The organism is Rubripirellula lacrimiformis (assembly GCF_007741535.1).
GTDB classification, from domain to species: Bacteria; Planctomycetota; Planctomycetia; order Pirellulales; family Pirellulaceae; genus Rubripirellula; species Rubripirellula lacrimiformis.
The window spans coordinates 532,586-551,918 of record NZ_CP036525.1; the positions used below are offsets into that span (position 1 = coordinate 532,586).

Here is a 19,333-nt window from a genome sequence, read left to right on the forward strand (position 1 = left end):
AGGACGTACCGGGATTGCGTCCGTTGGCACAGGCTTTGCTTTGATCCTATGCACCAAAGGCGACCACGCAGGACGCCAATCACGAAGACCTTAACGGAGAACGAGTATGTACATCGGTGGCGGAATCCTAGGGACAGTCTTGGTCGTTTTGCTGATCGTCTATTTGGCCCGAAGAGTATGAACCGGGATCGGACGCAGCTATTAACCACTTACTCGGAGAATCAGTTCTATGTCGAATAAACAATCCAATGCCGCCGTCGCCCACCAATCTGGCGACGCCTCGCAATCACCATGGGCGGACGTCTACGCAGCGGTTGGCTTGCGTTGGCCGCAAATCGACCAAGGTGACCTGCGGCAGTGCGAACAATCCGTCGCCGCCATCACCGGATTTGTGTCACAGCAAGTGGGCGAGAGCCGGGAAGAAGTGGAATCAGCCGTTTCTGAATTCGCCCCGGTGGATCCTGGAATGTTGGACCCTTTGACCGACCGGCTGAAGGGATTTTCGGACAACGTTGCCGAGTCTGCCCATTCGGCGGTGGAGCGTGTTCAGTACGAGATCGACGAATCGCCTGTGAAGTTGTCGTTGGGCGCGATGGCGTTCGGGTTCGCGCTTGGCGTTTTGGCGACGACGGCCTACGTCCGTGCTCACCAAGAAGCGACTGCCTGGGACAGAGTTCGTGGTCGGTTTGGCGCCTAGCCTTTGTGGTCCGAAATCTCGCGATCGGTCTCCCTGAAAGAAACCATTCGCGAAACTGACGGACCGTTTTTTCAAGTCTCAACACGTCTAACGTTTCAGTGGAACCCTCTTGATGACGCACACTACTTTGCTTGGCCAATCACCGTCGTCCGAAATGCAGTCGCAGATCGTCGGGATGGGGCCCATCGTCCTTGACGGCGGCGTCGCATTTCGTGTCTGGGCACCCGGTGCGGACAAGGTGTGCGTCGTGGGCGATTTCAACGATTGGGATCCGGACAGTCATGTGATGCAGGCAGAGGACCACGGAAATTGGTTCGTCGTCGTCGACCATGCGAAGCCTGGCGATCAGTACAAGTACGTGCTGACCAACGGTGATCAGACCTTTGAACGAATTGATCCACGCGTTCGCGAAGTCACCAATAGTGTCGGCAACGGAATCGTCCATCAACCGGATTTCGACTGGCAAGATGACGCATTCGAAATGCCGGCCTGGAACGAATTGGTAATCTACGAAACCCATATCGGGACCTTTCACCGCAATGACGGCGCCGTGGGGACGTTCGACGACTATCAACAGAAGTTCGAACACTTGAAACAGCTTGGCGTCAACGCGCTGCAGGTGATGCCGATTGCGGAGTTCGCTGGTGACTTGTCCTGGGGCTACAACCCAGCCCACCCATTTGCAATCGAGTCTGCCTATGGCGGGCCTCTCGGTTTCAAGACCTTTGTGCGTGAGGCACACAAGGCCGGGTTCGCGGTGATTCTGGACGTCGTTTACAACCACTTTGGCCCTAGCGATCTGGACCTTTGGCAGTTCGACGGGTGGAGCGAGAACGGCAAGGGCGGGATCTATTTCTACAACGACTATCGAAGCCACACACCGTGGGGAGACACTCGCCCCGATTACGGACGCGGAGAAGTCCGCAGCTACATCCGTGACAACGCCATGATGTGGCTAGAAGACTATCGGGTGGATGGCTTGCGGTACGACATGACGCTGTACATTCGGTCGGTCGATGCGAGCGGCCAGCAAGAGATTCCTGAAGGGTGGGGGCTGACTCAATGGGTCAACCGCGAGATCCACCAATTCAAGCCTTCCGCAATCACGATCGCCGAAGACCTGCAAAACAACGAATATTTGACCAAGTCGGACATCGAGGGTGGGGCAGGGTTCTCCGCCCAATGGGATGCGAGTTTCGTTCACCCCATTCGCGAGGTCATCACGCAACCCGATGACGAATCACGTGACATGTTGAAGGTTCGCGATGCCTTGTACCACGGATACAACGGTGACGCATTTCAACGAATTGTGTATACCGAATCTCACGACGAGGTTGCCAACGGTAAATCACGCATCCCTAGCGAAGTGAACGAGGCGGACCCCGAAGATTGGTTTGCACAGAAACGGTCCGCATTGGGGATTGCGTTGGTGATGACCGCGCCGGGGATCCCAATGTTGTTCCAGGGGCAGGAACTGCTGCAAGATGGCTGGTTCCAAGATACCGAAGAGCTGGACTGGGACAAGAAAGACAGTGTTGGCGGTATCTGCCGGTTGACTCGAGATCTGATTCGATTGCGACTCAATCGTGATGGGAAAACCAAAGGGCTGACCGGGCAAAGGATCGATGTGCATCACCTGAACTGCTGTGACAAAATCGTCGCATTCCGGCGAAGTTACGATGGCGGACCTGGCGATGATGTGATCGTTGTCGCGAACTTTGCCAACAAGCACTTTGAACACTATCAGATCGGGTTGCCGGCTGATGGAGTTTGGAAACGTCGATTCAGTAGCGATCAACGGACCTATAGCGACGATTTTTCGGAAGCCGCTAGCGGCGATATCGAAGCAGTAACCGAAGGGTATGACGGCCAACCTTTCCGAGGGCATGTCGAGCTGCCGCCCTACACGGTGCTGATCTTTTCCCAAGACCGCTGACCATCGCGGGTGGCTGCCAGGCCGATCGAAAAATCAGACCTATGACCTTCAACCTGCACTGAATCATGACGACAACACTGATTACTGGAGCTTCCTCTGGCATCGGAAAAGAACTTGCGAAGCTCTTCGCACGCGACGGCGACGATCTGGTACTGGTGGCTCGCAGCAAGGGGAAGTTAGACGAACTAGCGGATCAGCTGAGCTCGGCCTATCAAATTTCCGCAACTGCCATTGAATCCGACTTGTCCAAGCACGATGCGGTGGACCGGCTGTGCGGGCAGTTGGCTGAGCGATCGCTGTCAGTGGACACGTTGGTCAACAATGCCGGTTTCGGTCAGCTTGGCGCTTTCGCTGAACTGGATGCCGATCGGCAAACCAACATGGTGATGGTCAATGTCACCGCACTGACGCGGCTGACCAGACAACTGTTGCCGCCCATGATCCACCGTGGACGTGGCGGCATTTTGAATGTCGGGTCGATTGCGGGCTACCAAGCGGGGCCCCACATGGCGGTCTACTACGCCACCAAAGCCTACGTTTTGTCGTTCACTGAGGCGCTGCGAGAAGAACTGAGCGAAAGCGGGCTGCATGTCACCCTGCTAGCGCCGGGCCCGACCAAAACAGGATTTGGGGACGACTCGGAAATGGGCAAACTAGAAATGTTCGCCTCGCAAGCGATGTCGGCCGAAGACGTCGCAAAGGCCGGGTTCGACGGTTACCGGAAAAACGAAGACATCGTGGTGCCGGGCTGGAGAAACCGGTTGATGGCAACTTCGACCAGCTTTGTCCCCCGATTCCTGACACGCAAAATTGTCGGCAAGCTTCAAAAGCCTGGCTCGCCGTAGCGTTGTGTCAGTCGATCACGTCATTCCTGTCCACCGTCGCATTCACCTCTTATCGCTATGCCATTCCTATCGGACTTCAAAAAATTTGCTCTTCGCGGCAACATGCTTGATCTAGCGATCGGGTTCACGGTCGGTGCGGCGTTCACCACTGTTGTGAAGTCCTTAGTTAGCGACATCATCATGCCGCCGATTGGTTTGGTGACCGGCAATGCCGATTTCTCGGACCTGTTCTGGGTCTTGGATGTTCCGGGTGATGGGGCGGTTCCCGCCGGCGGTTTCCAAACTCTGAAGGACGCTCAGGATGCAGGTGCCGTCACCGTTAACTATGGACAGTTCTTCAACGCGTGTATCACGCTGACGATCATCGCGTTGGCGATGTTCATCGTGATCCGGGTTATCAATCGTGTTGACGAAGAACTGGACGAACGGTTCGGCGATCCCCCACCTCGTGACGAACCGACCGAGAAGAAGTGTCCCTTTTGCCGTTCGACCATCGCTTACCGAGCGGTTCGTTGTCCGCAGTGCACTTCGGAATTGTCCCCGTCGGGCACTGAGTGAACGGGGATGAGTGATCGCAACGAATTCAGTATTTGTGGAGAGAATCGAGCCCATGTTTGAAAAATGGATTTCAGCTTCAACCGGCCAGTTGTTCATGGTGCTGGTATCGTCCGTGGTCGTCTACGCTGCGATCCTGCTGTACACGCGGTTGGCTGGGCTAAGAAGCTTTTCGAAGATGTCCGCAGCCGATTTTGCGATGACCATTGCAGTCGGTTCGTTGTTCGGCGCGACGGTTTCGGCACCTAGCCCCACACTGTTCGTCGGGCTCTTTTCGTTGTTGTGCTTGTTTGCCGCACAGTGGGCGCTGGCGTCGTTGCGAAGGAAATCGGATCGGTTCAGCAAGCTTGTCGATAACCAACCGTTGCTGTTGATGGTGGACGGCGAAATCATCCAACAGAACTTGGAACAAGCCAACATGACCGAAAGCGATTTGTTCGGAAAGCTTCGTGAAGCAAACGCGTTGAATTTCGATCAGGTCAAAGCCGTGGTGTTCGAGACGACGGGGGATGTTTCTGTCCTTCATAACGCCGATGACAATATCAAATTGGAGCCAAGATTCTTCGAGGGCGTGATCGGGGCCGATCGATTGTTCCCCTAGCTCGCGGACGATCCATGCCGCTGATCCATTTCGACGACCCATCTCGCCGATGCGTGGGCGAATGAAGGCAACCGACACACTCCGGCGATTTATCCATCCATGCGACCAGAAACCGTATCGCGACCATGATCAAGTTTGTGAAACAGACTCTATCGGAGTTCTCCAATAACAACTGCACCACATTGGCTGCTGCGCTCGCCTACTACACCGCGTTCGCGCTGCCGCCGCTGTTGTACCTGTTGCTGACAATTTTGACCTTCGGTATGTCGGTGATGTACGACAGCGATCAGGCCGAACAAGAGGCTCGGAATTTGCTAACCAGTCAAACCGCCCAGATGATGGGGAATCAGGCGATTTCGCAGCAGGTCTCGACGATCATCGAGAACAATGACCAGTCGAGCGGGAAGTGGTGGAAGACATTGCTCAGTTTTGCTGGCATCGTCATCGGTGCGACGGGAGTCGTCGCGGCATTGCAAGCCGCGCTGAATCAAGTTTGGGAAGTGCAACCGGATCCCGAACGGGCGGGGTGGAAGAACATGATTTTCAAACGACTGTTCTCGTTCGCGATGATATTGGGCCTGGGATTCCTGCTGCTGGTGTCGTTGGTGATTTCTTCGGTATTGGCCGGACTCGGCGGGCGCGTGGGGGCGATGATTGGTGCACCGGGGGTGGTGGCAGAGATCATCAATTTTGCGATCCAAGCCATCGTAGTCTTGGTTCTGTTCGCTGCGATCTTTAAATTCATGCCGGACGCCAGGGTGCAGTGGCGAGACGTTGTGGTTGGCGCATCGATCACAACGATTTTGTTTTTGGTCGGTCGCTTTGGGATGCAAGTGTACTTTTCGTACAGCGAACCAGGAGCCCAATTGGGGAGTGCCGCAGCATCGCTGGCGGTGTTGTTGGTGTGGGTTTACTACACCGCGATGATCGTCCTGTTAGGCGCCGAAGCGACCCAGGTCTACGCGGTACGATACGGTGACGGCATCCAGCCAGAGGACCACGCAGTAAGGGTCGTGCGACACATCCAACGACCATCGTAGCGGACTTCGCCAGAAATCCCCTCACCGCACCCCCTCTCCCCCAATCCCATCCAAGTGGCACTTGGATGGAACCGGGGGAGAGGGGGATGAAAGAGGTATGAGGCCCGTCGTGGACATGGCCTGAAATCCCGTCGCTCACGGTAAAGCTAGTCTCGTCGATCTTCTCAACAATTCCCGTTAGGGTTCCGACGATCGGTGGCTTCTTCTTCTTCTTCTTCTTCTTCTTCTTCGGCGTTGTTTCTTCTCGTCGTCAAACGGGTACACCAACCTTCGGCATGTGTGCTATGAAGACGCGACAAGATCCAAGTTTCCCCTTCCGCGATGTGAAGATGGTTGACGCGGGATTTTGGTGTCCAGACATCGTTACCCACTAACGCTTCTGTTGTCGGACTACCATCGCAATCCCGATCAGCATCGAATCACTCCGTTTCAATATTCAAACCGATCAAGCGCAGGAGGCATCGGCATGAACGATCCACGTCACGCCAAGCGAGACCAAGCCAACGGCCCTTCGTCGGTTGCAAGTCTGTTTGCACGACAAGGCGGGTACGCGGCGATCATTGTCCTGTTGATGGTTGCTGCTTCTGTCGTGGGAAGCTTTGTCTATGGGAAGATCGCGTCTCGACTTAATCGCGAGGGAGTGATCACCGACGCAACCGTCTTGAGTTTTGAGGAGTACACAGAGACTTGGCGCTCGCCCAACGACAATACTGACATCAACACCCTGCACACGATTGTGACGTACCAGTTCGAAACACCGGATGGGAACTCGTACACCGACAGCTTTGAGACACTGGATTTGGCCGAACCACCGCAGATTGGTTCGCTGTTTCCCATTCGATATGCAAAGTCTGACCCGATGGTCAACGAAGCCAGGGAAGGGCATTACCAACGAAATACGGATGCCATGCTTGGGATCGCAGTCGCGTTCATGGGAGTCACATTGTTGTACGTAGCGATCTGTTGGTGGAACGCTCGTAAAACCTGGCACGGTCCGGAGCAGCAGAAATTGCGACAGGAAGCGGGTATTGAATGAGTCACTTATTTCAAGCGGTTTTGGCATTGGTTGGCGGAATGGGGCTGTCCCAGTTGTTGGTTGCATGGGCACCAGCCATCGATCGGGGCGAAGCCGTGCAAATGCCGGTTTATGCCCAATTCCTACTAGCGACGCTGTCGATTTGGATCATTTTTCACAGCGTCTATTGGCCACTGTTTGATCGGTACAGCCTCTTCGGTGTGCTGCGCCAGCGATTGGCACCACAGATGTCGCGACGGTTTGGGGATAGCAACATGCCGGCATGGATCTTTCCGCCGGTTCGAATCATTCAGGCGCGAGTGATGCTGGCCGTTCTGGGGACGCTGGTCTTCTTGTTGCAAACTTTCGATCCATTTGACATTGAAATTGCGGCAATGATGATTGCCGTTTTCTCGGTCGTTGGGTTGTGGATGGCCTATCAGTTGTGGCGTGGTTTGCGAGAAGTAGCAGAACAGGTTGCGGCAGAGGAAGGCGATTGCTTGGCGTGGTGGCAGATGGATGAAGAACTCAGCCAACGCTGCCGATCATTTTTCCATCACGAGATTGCTGTCCGACTTGGCAAATTCATCGCCGCGCCCGTTCTGATCATAAGTCTGATCGGGTGGCTCGCGTCATTGTATCACTGGTACGAAGGCGTCCTCGCTTGGCATCAGTTTGGAATGCGACTGATGATCACCGCGATGGGCGTTGGCGGCATTGGTTTCATGGTTTGGGCGGTGTGGTCTTTCCCCAATCTGTGGGTGCTGCAACAGCGTTTCCTGGGGGCGTTGTTTTTGAAAGACCGTTTTTGTGTTGCCGGCTATTCAGTGCCGATGAGTTTCTTGCATTCTCGTCGTTTCGTAAGGACAGAAACCAAGGACGGGCAAACCGATTTGTGGATCACCATCGTTTCAGTGTCCACGAGGCAGTTTCGGCATCACAACAATCATCCGTTTTTTTCCCCCGAGATGATTTCACGACGCAATTACTTGATTCCGGTTCCGCCCGCCCAACAGGCCTATATCCAAAAAATAAAGTCCGCTTACCAGTTGTAAACGGACTTCGAATGTCCGAGGGAGAGGGGGCTAGGAAGGCACCAGCCTCGTTGTGGGATTCGCCGGAATTCCCTTCGGATTGAGGGAAGGAACCGATGCTATTGCACGGCGGCTTGTCAGCGTATCCGGGCAAGCGAACTAGTCGGTCGCCTGTTACTGCGACCAGCCCGCCGCCTCTTGGAGAAAGACGTTCTCCTGACAAAATCTAAAGCCGACTTCAGACTTTGGCCCAGGTCTAATCGGCGAAGGTGACGTTGGGCGCTTCTTTGGCGTCTTCGTTGGACACGTTAAAATACTCGGCTCGTTCCACTCCCGCCAGGGAGGCCCAGATCCGTCCTGGGAGCGCCCGGATGTAACCGTTCAGATCGCGTGCGGTCTCGTTGTACCGTCCTCGTTCGACAGAGATTCGGTTTTCGGTTCCCTCAAGTTGGTCCTGCAGTTTCAGGAACGACTCGTTGCTCTTCAATTCGGGGTAATCTTCCCGAACGGCAATCAGTCGTCCTAGGGCGCTCTCTAGCAGCGAGGCTGCGGCGGCTTTCTGGTTGACATTGCCGGCTTTGTTGAACTGGTTACGCGCCTCGGCAACTCCGATGAAGACGTCTTTCTCTTGAGCCGCAATTCCTTTCACCGTTTCCACGAGGTTGGGGATCAGGTCGTAACGCCGTTGCAGCTGGTTTTCCACCTGTGCCCATGCGGCTTCGACATTTTCGTCCATCGTGACGACACGGTTGTATCCCTGCAATCCGCATCCGCCGATCAGCAGCGTCAGGAATCCGAGGATGGCAACGATTGGGAGATAACGATTCATGGTGTGTCCTAGGTAAGAAGATTTCGTATGTTGATCTGTGTCTTGGCAATCTTGGTTACCAACTCGCTCCGCCACCGCCGCCGCCAAAACCGCCTCCGCCGCCAAAGCTTCCACCGCCGCCGAAGCCACCACCGCCACCAAACGAACGGCCTCCGCCACCCCAGGTGGATGTTGGCGCGATCCACCATCCTCCGCGACTGCCTGGGCCTGATCCTGGTGGCCGACGGCGGGTGGCCATCACGATAAAAAATATTACCGCCAACATGATCAAACTCCAAAAGCGGTTCCCCTTTTCACCGCCCTGTTTCGCAAAGTGGCGTGGAGCCGGAACCCCAACAAGCTGGACTCCCTTTGCCTTGGCGATTCGGTTGGCAGCCCGCAGCGATAGCTCGGTCAGGCCGCCTGAATAATCGCCCGATCGAAAGTATCGCGTCGCAACATCGCGTGATTGTGTGCCGCACCAACTATCGGGCAAGATCGGCTCGATCCCATAGCCCGTCTGGATCCGTACCTTTCGGTCTTGGACGGCCAGCACAATCAGCACGCCGTCGTCTTCCTTTCGGCCTCCCAATGCCCAGGTTTCAGCCGTACGTTGGGCAAAGGCGAAAATGTCCTCGTCGCCAGTGGTCAAGACGGTCAAGGCCTTCAGTTGTGCCCCGGTCTTCTGTTCCAGTTCGGCAAGCCATCGTTCAAGCTCGGCTTCCTGTTCATCGCTAACGACATCGGCAAGGTCGCGGACGAAAGTTCCATCATCGCGAACATCAACCTCGGCCGCCAAGGTTGGCGACAAGGCAAACAAGCATGCAAAGATGATGGCAAGCGACGCTGTGCAAATCTTCATGGATCAACCATCTGATGATCGTCGATCCAAGCCGACAAAAGTCCGATCTCCTCGAGCAGCAATCCGACCGTTTCCACGTCGTGGCGGCCGTCCACTCGAATGGCTTCACTACATCCCGGCAATGGGAATTCGACAATCTCTTGGCATCGGGTGCACAGTGCGTCGGGCAATAGAGGTAGCCGATCACCGCTCAACCAGCCAATCCCACGAAGCACGCGAATCATCGAATCGGACGCTTCCTGTTCCAGTCGGTCGATCCGTTGGGGCTTGCCGCCACTGGCCAAAATCCCTCGCTGTAACAGGATGTCAAGCGATCGCAGATCCCGTTCGCATTGCAATCGAACATGAGACGCTTGTGGTGCCAGGTCCGCCAACACGGGGTCGCCGAAAACCGTTTCATGGAACTGCGCGATATCGATCCATTCCAGCGGGAACACGTCGCAAGACTGTCGCAGTGCGCGATCCGTCACGATCAACGGGGGACCGATACGACGTTTGGAAGCACCCTTGGAATGCGCCGCCAGTGCCAATAGCCGATCCACACTTCGGCTTTCGACGACAATCAGAGGGTGGATCTGATGCTTGCGTGCATCGTAAATGGACGTCACAGCGGGACCATAGACCGTGACGTTTCGTAAATTGTCCTGAAGGCTTTCTTTCACCCTCGCAACAAACCAATCGACATTTGTTTGAACGTCAGGATTCAACATACGTGGTGTCGTGTAGTAGGTGTCGAGCGGGAAACTGTGGTCGTGGATCACTCCGCGATGCAGCTTCGAATGTCGGATCGATCCACTTGTCTGCGGCCCACTGTTGTGCGGGAGACACCGTTGGTGTGATCTGGCAAGCGTGCTGCCGCGCGGACGTGGATAGTGTAGCGATCCTGTGGATGGGGGACACCGGGTCGCTACCGCAGCAGACGCACTGCGGCGGTCAGCAGGCGGTCGACGTCCAGTGGCTTGCTGAGGTATTCGTCAAAGCCTTCTGCGATCAGTCGGCGTCGGGTGCCCTTCATCGCATCGGCGGTCAGGGCAATGACTGGCAACTCGATCCCGCGAGCACGAATTTCACGGATCGCGCCGACGCCGTCCAGTTCCGGCATCTGCATGTCCATCAAGCACAGTTCGAAGGGTTCGCCGGCTTCGATTGCTGCCACAATCATGTCGACCGCTTGCTGACCATTTTCGGCGGCTTCGACGTGGCAGTCTGCCTTTTTTAGAAAGTGCTGCGCGACGAATCGGACGTCACGCATGTCATCCGCGATCAGCACCTTGGCGTTCAGGGCCACTCGCCTCGCCTTCACGTCGGGCGACGATGCAACGTCGCTGGATTCAGCGGACGACTGTACCGAAACCGTGCCTCTGGTTCCGATGGGATCGATCGGGACACGGAATGTAAATGTGCTGCCTTTCCCCTGTTCGCTTTCGACACCAATCGAACCGCCAAGCGCACTGACCAAGCGTTTCGTAATGCTAAGTCCTAACCCAGTGCCGCCGAAGCGATTGGAGATCGATCGATCGGCCTGCACGAATGGTTCGAACAGGGTGTTGATCTTCTGTTGCGAGATCCCGATGCCGGTGTCTTGAACCGAAACCACCAACCACACCTTTCCGTCGACGTCTTCGGAATCGACCAGCACGTTGACGCGTCCCTTGGGTGCAAACTTCAATGCGTTGGCGATCAAATTGATCATGATCTGTCGCAGTCGGGCTGCGTCAGTTGTCACGGTCGTTGGCAACGGGTTCTTCAGGTCGAAGTCCAGTTGGTTGTCGTACTCGACCGTTCGCATCTGCATGGTTGCATGCACGTCGCCAAGGATGTGTCCGAGCGATACGGTTGAGTTCGACGTTTGGAACTTGTCGGATTCAATCCTAGAAAGGTCTAGCACGTCCCCCAGCAGCCTCAGCAGGTAGTCACCGTTTCGCTGGATGGTCGCTAGATTCTCTTGCAGCGATTCGTCGGTCGGTTCTTCTCGGATGATCTGAGTAAAACCAAGGATCGCCGACAATGGTGTCCGCAGTTCGTGGCTCATGTTCGCCAGGAACCGACTTTTGGCCTGGTTGGCTGCGTCGGCAATCTCCTTCGCTTCTCGCAGTTCTTGTTCGACCTCTAGGCGTTCGGCGATGTCGACGAACGTCACCACGGCCCCGATCACTTCGTCGTCTTGCTTGATGGGGTGGCACCAGTATTCAACAGGGAACACGGATCCGTCGCATCGGCAAAACACCTCGTCGCGAACGTTGTCTGCGCGTCCCTCGCGTAGTGCCGCCAAAATGCGTGATGCCGAGATCGGGAATTCGCAACCATCGGCTGTTCGCGGTTGGGTGACGGAGTGCATTTCCTGTTCGACCAGTTCATCACCGCTTTCGTACCCCAGCATGCGGGCGGCGGATTCGTTACAGAAGATGCACGCACCGTCGGCGCCGAGACCAAAGATGCCTTCCGCGGTCGAGTCCAGCAGCAAGCGAATCGTTTGCTCGTTTGATTTTGCCAGTTCCGCCGATGCGTTTCGCTCGGTGACATCGTTCTGCACGCCGACAAAGTGCGTGACGGTTCCTGCGTCGTCGCGAACGGGCGTGATGTACAGATCATTCCAAAATGGAGTGCCATCCTTGCGATAGTTCTGGATCAACGTTCGCAGTGATTCGCCGCCCTGCACAGCACGACGAATTTCGGCGACCGTTTCTGGATCGGTATCGGTGCCTTGCAGAAATCGGCAATTGCGGCCGACCACTTCCGATTCGCTGTACCCTGTCATTTTGGTGAACCCATCGTTCACGAAAGTGATGGGGCGATCCGGGTGTCGATTGTCCGTGATGATGATCCCGCCGGCGGCGGCTGCGACGGCTTTGCTAAGCAATCGCATTTCGGATTCGGTTTCCTTCCGGCGTGAAGTTTCGCGGATCGACACGAAGATGTGTCGTTGGCCGTGAAGTGAGATCGGTGTCAGCGCGACCTCGACGGGGTAGTCCGATTTGTCGTGTCGTCGATGGATGGCTTCGAACAGTTCGCCGTCGCTGGCATGGGCGGCTTCGAAACGATCGCGGAAATCGGCGATGTTGTGGTCGAATCCAAAACGCAGGATCGACATTCCTTCGAGTTCATTTGCACTCAGCCCAACTTGTTCGCCCATCTTGCGATTGGCGTACACGATCTGTGCGTTTTCGTCGATCAACACTTGGGCGTCGATGTTCTCGTCCGCCATGAACTTGAACTGGGCGACATCCCGCTGCGCTTTTCGAAGTGCTTTGATATTGATCAACGAAATCACGCAGCCCGAGGTTTGCTTTTTGGACCAATACGGCAAAGCTCGAAACAGGTAGGGTTCGTCGCGGCACACGGCCTCCCATTCCTGTTCGTCTCCGGATTCCAGGACTTGTTCGATTCGGGTCATGAAGTCCTGGCCGCCGATGACTCGGGTGAAGCCTTCGATGCTGCGTCCCAGATCGTGAGGGTCCAGCGACAGCAGTCGACCGACTTCGGGGGTAAAGCGGCGAATGTACAGTTGGTCATCCAAGAACAGCACACCAACGCGGGTCGTCGCCAACAGATTGGTCATGTCCGAATTGGCTTCATCCAGTTCGACGACGCGAGCCTGATGTTCGGCATTGACGGTGTAGAGTTCCTCGTTGACGCTGTGCAATTCTTCGTTGGTGCTTTGCAGTTCCTCGTTCGATGCAACCATTTCTTCGTTGGTCGCCTGCAGCTCTTCGTTGGACGTTTCGAGTTCCTCGATCGTCGCTTGTAGATTTTGGCGGCTGAAATTCAGTTCCTGTTCCAGTCCCTCGATGCGAGACACGCTGGCTTGGTTGAAATCAAGATCGCGGATCGCATTCTCGCTATCGGCCGTCTTCACCGATTCTGCGAATTCGAACTGGACCAAGACACAGGACGTTCGCGACTTTGGCAAATTGACCGGTCGAACGATCAGCTGCACCTGTGTGTCGGATCGTCCGTCGGGGTGGGGCAGGCCGCTGTATCGGACCGTTTTGTCGTCGTGCAACGAGTGTTGGATCGCCGCCGATACGGAGGTTCTTATTTCGTTGGGAATCATGTCCAGCAAACTGGACGACAGTCGTCCGGTGGGCACTTTCAAGAACTCTTGGGCGCCTGGGAAAATATGCAGCACCTGCAGACCTGAGTCGACCAGCACGCTGGGCGGCATCATTTTGCCCAGCAGGACGTCGTAGGCTTCCGGCAAGATATCCGTCGGCTTTTGCGTTTTGGGTTCACCCAGTTTCGACGGGCGAGCGGTTGGCATGGCGCCGGATGTTTGCCCAAACAGCGGCATCCGCAATTCGATCGGCAATCGAACGTCACGGCGTTTGCGAAATATTTTCCAATGCCCATCGATCGTGTCGAATTCGTCGCTGATATCACCCACCGCTTCGCTGGGGCCCAGGAACAGGACTCCGTTGGCTTTCAGTGCGAAGTGAAACAGGGACAGGGTTTTGCGCTGCGCGGGCGGTTGCAGATAGATCAGCATGTTGCGGCAGGTGACCAAGTTCATCTGCGTGAACGGCGGATCGTTGATCACATTCTGTGGCGCGAAGACGACCTTTCCGCGAAGTTCGTTGTTGACGCAGTAGCCGTCGCGGCGTTTGTTGAAAAAACGTTCCAAACGTTCGGGGGATACATCGGCAACGTGCGATTGGTCATAAGTTCCCGTGGACGCAAACTGCAACGATTGGCGGTGTGCGTCGGTGGCGAACATTTTGAACCCGATGTCTTTGCCCGAGTTTTCAATCGCCTCGGTCATCAACATGGCAATGGAGTAGGCTTCTTGGCCCGTCGCGCAACCGCACACCCAAATCCGGATCGTATCGTCGGCGCGGGCGACTAGATCGGGGATGACTTGATGTTCCAAAGTCGCGAAGGCGTCCGGGTCACGAAAGAACCGCGTGACACCGATCAGCAAGTCCTCGTACAGGTCATTGACCTCTGCATTGGACTGATTGATGTATTCAACGTACTGTTCCACGCCGTTCAATTTCAGCAATTCGATCCGGCGTTGGATCCGACGACCGACCGTACCGATCTTGTAGTGACTGAAATCGATACCATGCTGCTGCTTTAGCAACTGAAACACTCGTTCGAGTCCGGTTTCTTCGATGGTTTCGATTTTTTGTTCCTGCAGTGATTCGGTCGAATCGCCTTCGACGGTAAAACGACGCAACGCCTCGCCCATCGCTTCGGGAGGCAGGACCAAGTCGACCCTGCCGGTTTGTTGGGCATTCAATGGCATCGCCTCGAACCTGCATGACGTCGGTTCTTGAGCGATGACAAGCCCTTCGTTGTCGGCGATGTCGGTGATCCCACGCGACCCGTCGCTGCCAGTGCCCGAGAGGATGATCCCAATGCTGTAACGGCCCGAGTCTTGGGCCAGCGAACGAAGGAACTGGTCGATGGGATGCGCCAAGACTTGATCGGGGCTGCGTTCGGTTAGCAACAACTTGCCGTTGCTGATCACCATTTCCATTTTGGGAGGGATCAAATAGATCGTGTCGGGTTGAACCTTCACACCATCATCGACCACCTCGACTTGGATGTTGGTGACCCGTCGAAGCAACTGGTCCATGTGGCTTTTGAAATCGGGCGACAGGTGCTGGACGACGACGAACGACATGCCGCAATCTTCGGGCATCGATCGAAACAACGATTCCAGTGCTTCTAGCCCACCGGCCGATGCACCGATGCCAACGATGTAATGATGAGAATGTCGAACGCGCTTGCGAGAATCGCGATCCTGGGGGGAATCACTGGGGCGATCAGAGTCCGCCGGAGGCGATGCAGGAATCAAGCGAGAGGGGTCTGTTTTCGACATGGCGGCTTATGGGGAGAGAACGGCCTCGCAGCGCTGTGAACCACGGCATCGCATGGGAGGTCGCGGTGCACCAATTCTCCTTGCGTGGTGGATGCAAACACTCGCCGGAGAAAGCCGTCACAAAAGCAGCCGCCATGGGTGCGAGTGACCGCCAGTTAAGTATCACGACGCAACCATCTTGGTCGCGAAGTTCGCACTGAACCTGTCGTCAAACTGTATGCGGACTGCGACAATTGGTCAATCATGTTTGTGATGCTGATCGCATGCGGGAGCGAGGCTGCGCATCGCTTTCATTTTCGTCTTGGACCACGGCCAGTCGCCCATTGCCAACTCGGCGTCCCGTCGATCTCTGGCACAGGAAGTGCAGATTGATATCGGAACCGCCCCGCCCATTGGCAGGCCAAGCCGGGATCCCGGATGCCAGGTCCACAACGGCAATCGGTTCGCCAGCGCCGAAACGTCCGACCCGAAAACCGCCGGCGGTATTCGTAAACGCAGCGGCAGTGTTCCCGATCCGGCGATTTTCCCTGTCACAAACGTTCCATTTCCCGATTTTCCATTTTCGGAATTCACTGATGAACCAAATCCAAGTCGGCAGCCGCATTGTCTACCAAGTCAACGCGCCAACCACGTTCCTGTTCAATGTTTCCGTCGTCCAGAACCAGCATCAACAGATTGTAAGTGAATCGTTGGAAGTCCAGCCGTTCCACCGGATCGAAGAATGTGCCGTCGGCCCGCTTGGCAACCGCTTGGTTCGCCTATCGGTTCCACCCGGGGAAATGACAATTCAGTATCAGGCAACTGTCAACATGAATCCCGAACAGGTGGACGTGACCAACGTCGGTGAAACTCCGTACGAGCAGCTGCCCGCCGATGTGCTGACGTACTTGAACCCCAGCCGGTACTGCGAATCGGACAAGCTGCTGGAGTTTGCGATGAACCAGTTTGGCACCTTGCTGCCCGGCTACTCCCGTGTCACTGCGATCTGCAACTGGACCTACGATCAACTGTCCTATACGCCTGGCAGCACGGGGCCAACCACAACGGCCTGTGATGTCCTGCAGCAGAAAACCGGTGTTTGCCGAGATTTTGCCCACGTCGCGATCAGTCTGTGTCGTGCGATGGGAATCCCCGCCCGCTACGTCGCCGGCTACGCGGTGAACTTGAACCCACCCGATTTCCACGGATTCTTCGAAGCGTTCTTGGATGGGCGTTGGTTCTTGTTCGATGCAACCCGATTGGCACCCGTCGGTGGGTTCGTCCGGATCGGAACCGGGCGCGACGCTGCCGACGTGGCGTTCAGCACGATTCGCGGCGATGCAAAAAACACGGAAATGGAAGTCTGGGCACACGAAAAACATTCCGGGGATGAACTGCTAGATCCTAGCAACGTCGACACCGCGGTCAGTTCGGCCTAGGCGAGACATGCTGGCGATCTGGTCGCCCACGAACCAGCGTGCGTCGAAACCGTTCAGCCCGGTTTGGTTCGGTGGTCTTCATCCGAGTTTCGGCGGCAGGAATTTTGGCAGCGGGAATTAGGTGGACGGGGAATTAGGGGACGGGGAATTAGGGGACGGGGAATTAGGGGACGGGATCGCGGTGTGGAACGCTTTGGTCTGTTGCGTGGATTCTGCATTGGCGTGGCTGCCGTGTCCGCAATCAAACATCTGGGATCGGCACCCACACCTGACTGGCAATCGGTGTTGTTCATCGCATCGATTCTAAGGTGCGTCGTCACTGTCGGACCAATCCGTTCGGCAACCAGGTCTCGGCATAGCAATTGCATTGCGAGGTCTCGTCCGCCGAATTCCGCTGCGTTGGGGATTCAGGCGAGATCCGAGATCACCATGCCCACCCAAAGGACCGCCCGCATGGCAAAGAAAGCGAAAGCCAAACCCAGTTTCAAAACAACCACCGGTAACGGTGGCGAACCACACCAAATCGCAACCGACGGTGATCGACTGACCACGAACCAGGGTGTGGTGGTGGCGGATGATCAAAACACTTTAACAGTGGGCGCACGTGGCCCCCAGTTGTTGGAAGATCATATCCTGCGCGAGAAAATCACGCACTTTGACCACGAACGAATTCCGGAACGAGTGGTGCACGCGCGTGGGTACGGTGCGCATGGATATTTCCAGTGCTACAAGTCAGCGGCCAAAATTTGCAAAGCTGGTTTCTTGCAGGACCCGTCGGTCAAGACGCCGGTCTTCTGTCGCATCTCCACCGTCGCCGGCAGTGCGGGATCGCGGGACACGGCGCGGGACGTCCGTGGATTCGCCGTCAAGTTCTATACCGAAGAAGGCAACTATGACTTGGTTGGCAATAACATTCCGGTGTTCTTTATCCAGGACGCGATCAAGTTCCCCGACCTTATTCACAGTGTGAAGCCGGCCCCGGATCGCGACTTTCCGCAGGCTCAATCGGCACACGATACGTTCTGGGATTTTGTGTCGCTGAATTCCGAGTCCATGCACATGTTGATGTGGGTGATGTCGGATCGCGCCATCCCCAGGTCGTTGCGGATGATCGAAGGCTTTGGGGTCCATACCTTCCGCATGATCGACAAGAAGGGGGATTCTAGGTTCGTGAAATTCCACTGGCGTCCCAAGTACGGCGCGTTCTCGCAAATCTGGGACGAAGCGGTCATGGTCGCGGGTGCCGATCCCGACTTTCATCGCCGCGACATGTGGAACGCAATCAACGCGGGTGATTTTCCGGAATGGGAACTTTCCGTTCAAGTGTTCACCCAGGAAGAAGCGGATCAGTTCGACTTTGACCACCTGGACCCGACGAAGTTGATTCCAGAGGAGATCGTGCCACTGACACCGATTGGCAAGATGGTTCTGGATCGGAATGTCGACAACTTCTTTGCTGAAACCGAGCAGGTCGCGTTCTGTCCGTCGCATCTTGTTCCGGGAATCGACTTTTCGAACGACCCGCTGCTGCAAGGCCGTTTGTTCTCGTACCTGGATACACAGTTGTCCCGATTAGGAAGTCCCAACTTCCATCAAATCCCGATCAACAAACCGAAGTGCCCGTTCGCGAACTTCCAACGCGATGGGCACATGCAAATGGACGTCCCGGCGGGGCGAGTCGCCAATCAACCCAACTCGCTTGATAACGGTGGACCGCGCGAAGATCCCAAATCCGGCTTTCATTCGTTTCCCGCCGAAGAAAGCGGTGCGAAGGTCCGGCTGAGACCCGAGAGTTTTGCCGATCACTACACGCAGGCCAGGTTGTTTTGGAAGTCGATGACCGAACCAGAGAAACGCCACATCGTGGGTGGTTTTTCCTTTGAGTTGGGCAAATGTCAGGAAACCCACGTGCGAACACGGATGTTGGGTCATTTGAACAACATCGATCGTGAATTGGGGACCCAGGTCGCCGATTGCTTAGGAATGCAGGGAATGGCCGATGACATCACGCCCGTTGTTCCGGTGGGTGACCCTGAACCATCGAAACCGTTGTCGCAGTACGCTGTCGCACCCAAGTCGATCGCAGGTAAGAAGGTTGGTTTGTTGACGACCAATGGCGTCGATGCCAAGTTGCTAGATGCCATTCGCAAGGCGGTGGAAAGCGAGGGAGCGATGATGGAAGTGATCGCGCCGAAGATCGGGCCGATGAAGTCCAGTGACGGCCAGTCGTTGACGCCCGATCATTTCCTGGCGGGGGCACCGTCACCCTTGTTCGATGCCGTCATCATCGCACCCGCAAAATCCGAAGTCGAGACGTTGTTGTCACAGGCGGCGGCGATTGACTGGATACGCACTGCATTTGCCCATTTGAAAGTCATTGGGTTCAACGAAGCGGCAGCCCCCTTGTTCGAAAAAGCTGCTGTCAAAACGGACGCAGACGATGGCATGGTCGACGTTTCCGACGGATCGTTGAAGGCGTTCGTCCAGCAGGCAAAGCAGCATCGTGTCTGGGATCGCGAACCCACGGTGCGTTCCTGTTAGGTTCGGCCGAAGACATGCGTTGGATCATGATCCGCCAACCAGTGTGTATGGCGGATCATGGTCTTTTTCGGCGACGTGGCTATCACCGTGGTGCCGTTGGTGTATGGGGACATGGATCCCTTATGGATCCTTCCTGAATTTCTTATGCGACCGTTTC

14 protein-coding genes are annotated in these 19,333 nt (G+C 55.9%); 10 read left to right on the forward strand and 4 right to left on the reverse strand.

The features are described 5' to 3' along the window. The first annotated feature begins 229 nt into the window (after nucleotides 1-229). From K227x_RS01875 to K227x_RS01910, 8 genes are all read left to right on the forward strand, one after another. The gene (locus K227x_RS01875; RefSeq protein WP_145167814.1) at nucleotides 230-697 is read left to right on the forward strand and encodes a hypothetical protein; all 468 of its coding nucleotides are present in this window, start codon (nucleotides 230-232) and stop codon (nucleotides 695-697) included. 112 nt (nucleotides 698-809) lie between these two features. Further along, nucleotides 810-2,633 carry an alpha-amylase family glycosyl hydrolase gene (locus K227x_RS01880; protein ID WP_145167815.1) on the forward strand — a complete coding sequence of 608 codons (1,824 nt, stop codon included), beginning with the start codon at nucleotides 810-812 and terminating at the stop codon, nucleotides 2,631-2,633. Nucleotides 2,634-2,698: 65 nt separating this feature from the next. Continuing rightward, the gene (locus tag K227x_RS01885; RefSeq protein WP_145167816.1) at nucleotides 2,699-3,478 is read left to right on the forward strand and encodes an SDR family NAD(P)-dependent oxidoreductase; all 780 of its coding nucleotides are present in this window, start codon (nucleotides 2,699-2,701) and stop codon (nucleotides 3,476-3,478) included. 57 nt (nucleotides 3,479-3,535) lie between these two features. Next, nucleotides 3,536-4,036 (forward strand): large conductance mechanosensitive channel protein MscL, encoded by a 501-nt coding sequence (gene mscL, locus K227x_RS01890; protein ID WP_145167817.1) that lies wholly within the window; start codon nucleotides 3,536-3,538, stop codon nucleotides 4,034-4,036. A gap of 52 nt (nucleotides 4,037-4,088) precedes the next feature. Continuing rightward, a complete protein-coding gene (locus K227x_RS01895) occupies nucleotides 4,089-4,634 on the forward strand; it encodes a DUF421 domain-containing protein (protein WP_145167818.1) in 546 nt (181 codons plus the stop codon). Between the two features lie 125 nt (nucleotides 4,635-4,759). After that, entirely contained in the window at nucleotides 4,760-5,674 is a 915-nt protein-coding gene (locus K227x_RS01900) for a YihY/virulence factor BrkB family protein (protein ID WP_449314265.1), read from the forward strand. A gap of 466 nt (nucleotides 5,675-6,140) precedes the next feature. Further along, the gene (locus K227x_RS01905; protein ID WP_145167819.1) at nucleotides 6,141-6,710 is read left to right on the forward strand and encodes a DUF3592 domain-containing protein; all 570 of its coding nucleotides are present in this window, start codon (nucleotides 6,141-6,143) and stop codon (nucleotides 6,708-6,710) included. Then, nucleotides 6,707-7,744 (forward strand): hypothetical protein, encoded by a 1,038-nt coding sequence (locus K227x_RS01910; protein WP_145167820.1) that lies wholly within the window; start codon nucleotides 6,707-6,709, stop codon nucleotides 7,742-7,744. The genes K227x_RS01905 and K227x_RS01910 overlap by 4 nt, the downstream gene beginning before the upstream one ends. A gap of 235 nt (nucleotides 7,745-7,979) precedes the next feature. On the opposite strand, the gene K227x_RS01915 is transcribed toward K227x_RS01910, so the two are convergent. From K227x_RS01915 to K227x_RS01930, 4 genes are all read right to left on the reverse strand, one after another. Continuing rightward, nucleotides 7,980-8,552, reverse strand: a complete 573-nt coding sequence (locus K227x_RS01915; protein ID WP_145167821.1) for a LemA family protein — start codon at nucleotides 8,550-8,552, stop codon at nucleotides 7,980-7,982. Between the two features lie 55 nt (nucleotides 8,553-8,607). Further along, the gene (locus tag K227x_RS01920; protein WP_145167822.1) at nucleotides 8,608-9,393 is read right to left on the reverse strand and encodes a TPM domain-containing protein; all 786 of its coding nucleotides are present in this window, start codon (nucleotides 9,391-9,393) and stop codon (nucleotides 8,608-8,610) included. Continuing rightward, entirely contained in the window at nucleotides 9,390-10,103 is a 714-nt protein-coding gene (locus tag K227x_RS01925; protein ID WP_218933700.1) for a hypothetical protein, read from the reverse strand. The genes K227x_RS01920 and K227x_RS01925 overlap by 4 nt, the downstream gene beginning before the upstream one ends. A gap of 197 nt (nucleotides 10,104-10,300) precedes the next feature. Further along, complete coding sequence (locus K227x_RS01930; protein WP_145167824.1) at nucleotides 10,301-15,217, reverse strand: chemotaxis protein CheB; 4,917 nt, start codon at nucleotides 15,215-15,217, stop codon at nucleotides 10,301-10,303. A 575-nt stretch (nucleotides 15,218-15,792) separates the two neighbouring features. On the opposite strand from K227x_RS01930, the gene K227x_RS01935 reads away from it, so the two are divergent. Both K227x_RS01935 and K227x_RS01940 read left to right on the forward strand, forming a co-directional pair. Beyond that, the gene (locus K227x_RS01935) at nucleotides 15,793-16,635 is read left to right on the forward strand and encodes a transglutaminase-like domain-containing protein (protein WP_145167825.1); all 843 of its coding nucleotides are present in this window, start codon (nucleotides 15,793-15,795) and stop codon (nucleotides 16,633-16,635) included. Nucleotides 16,636-17,088: 453 nt separating this feature from the next. After that, nucleotides 17,089-19,176: a catalase gene (locus K227x_RS01940; RefSeq protein WP_145167826.1), complete on the forward strand. Its 2,088-nt coding sequence runs from the start codon at nucleotides 17,089-17,091 to the stop codon at nucleotides 19,174-19,176. Nucleotides 19,177-19,333: the final 157 nt, after the last annotated feature.

What these genes read in the sequence shown, in the direction of transcription:
- K227x_RS01875 (WP_145167814.1), top strand. Translation starts at nt 230, where the DNA reads ATGTCGAATAAACAATCCAATGCCGCCGTCGCCCACCAATCTGGCGAC.
- K227x_RS01880 (WP_145167815.1), top strand. Translation starts at nt 810, where the DNA reads ATGACGCACACTACTTTGCTTGGCCAATCACCGTCGTCCGAAATGCAG.
- K227x_RS01885 (WP_145167816.1), top strand. Translation starts at nt 2,699, where the DNA reads ATGACGACAACACTGATTACTGGAGCTTCCTCTGGCATCGGAAAAGAA.
- mscL (WP_145167817.1), top strand. Translation starts at nt 3,536, where the DNA reads ATGCCATTCCTATCGGACTTCAAAAAATTTGCTCTTCGCGGCAACATG.
- K227x_RS01895 (WP_145167818.1), top strand. Translation starts at nt 4,089, where the DNA reads ATGTTTGAAAAATGGATTTCAGCTTCAACCGGCCAGTTGTTCATGGTG.
- K227x_RS01900 (WP_449314265.1), top strand. Translation starts at nt 4,760, where the DNA reads ATGATCAAGTTTGTGAAACAGACTCTATCGGAGTTCTCCAATAACAAC.
- K227x_RS01905 (WP_145167819.1), top strand. Translation starts at nt 6,141, where the DNA reads ATGAACGATCCACGTCACGCCAAGCGAGACCAAGCCAACGGCCCTTCG.
- K227x_RS01910 (WP_145167820.1), top strand. Translation starts at nt 6,707, where the DNA reads ATGAGTCACTTATTTCAAGCGGTTTTGGCATTGGTTGGCGGAATGGGG.
- K227x_RS01915 (WP_145167821.1), bottom strand. Translation starts at nt 8,552, where the DNA reads ATGAATCGTTATCTCCCAATCGTTGCCATCCTCGGATTCCTGACGCTG.
- K227x_RS01920 (WP_145167822.1), bottom strand. Translation starts at nt 9,393, where the DNA reads ATGAAGATTTGCACAGCGTCGCTTGCCATCATCTTTGCATGCTTGTTT.
- K227x_RS01925 (WP_218933700.1), bottom strand. Translation starts at nt 10,103, where the DNA reads ATGTTGAATCCTGACGTTCAAACAAATGTCGATTGGTTTGTTGCGAGG.
- K227x_RS01930 (WP_145167824.1), bottom strand. Translation starts at nt 15,217, where the DNA reads ATGTCGAAAACAGACCCCTCTCGCTTGATTCCTGCATCGCCTCCGGCG.
- K227x_RS01935 (WP_145167825.1), top strand. Translation starts at nt 15,793, where the DNA reads ATGAACCAAATCCAAGTCGGCAGCCGCATTGTCTACCAAGTCAACGCG.
- K227x_RS01940 (WP_145167826.1), top strand. Translation starts at nt 17,089, where the DNA reads ATGGCAAAGAAAGCGAAAGCCAAACCCAGTTTCAAAACAACCACCGGT.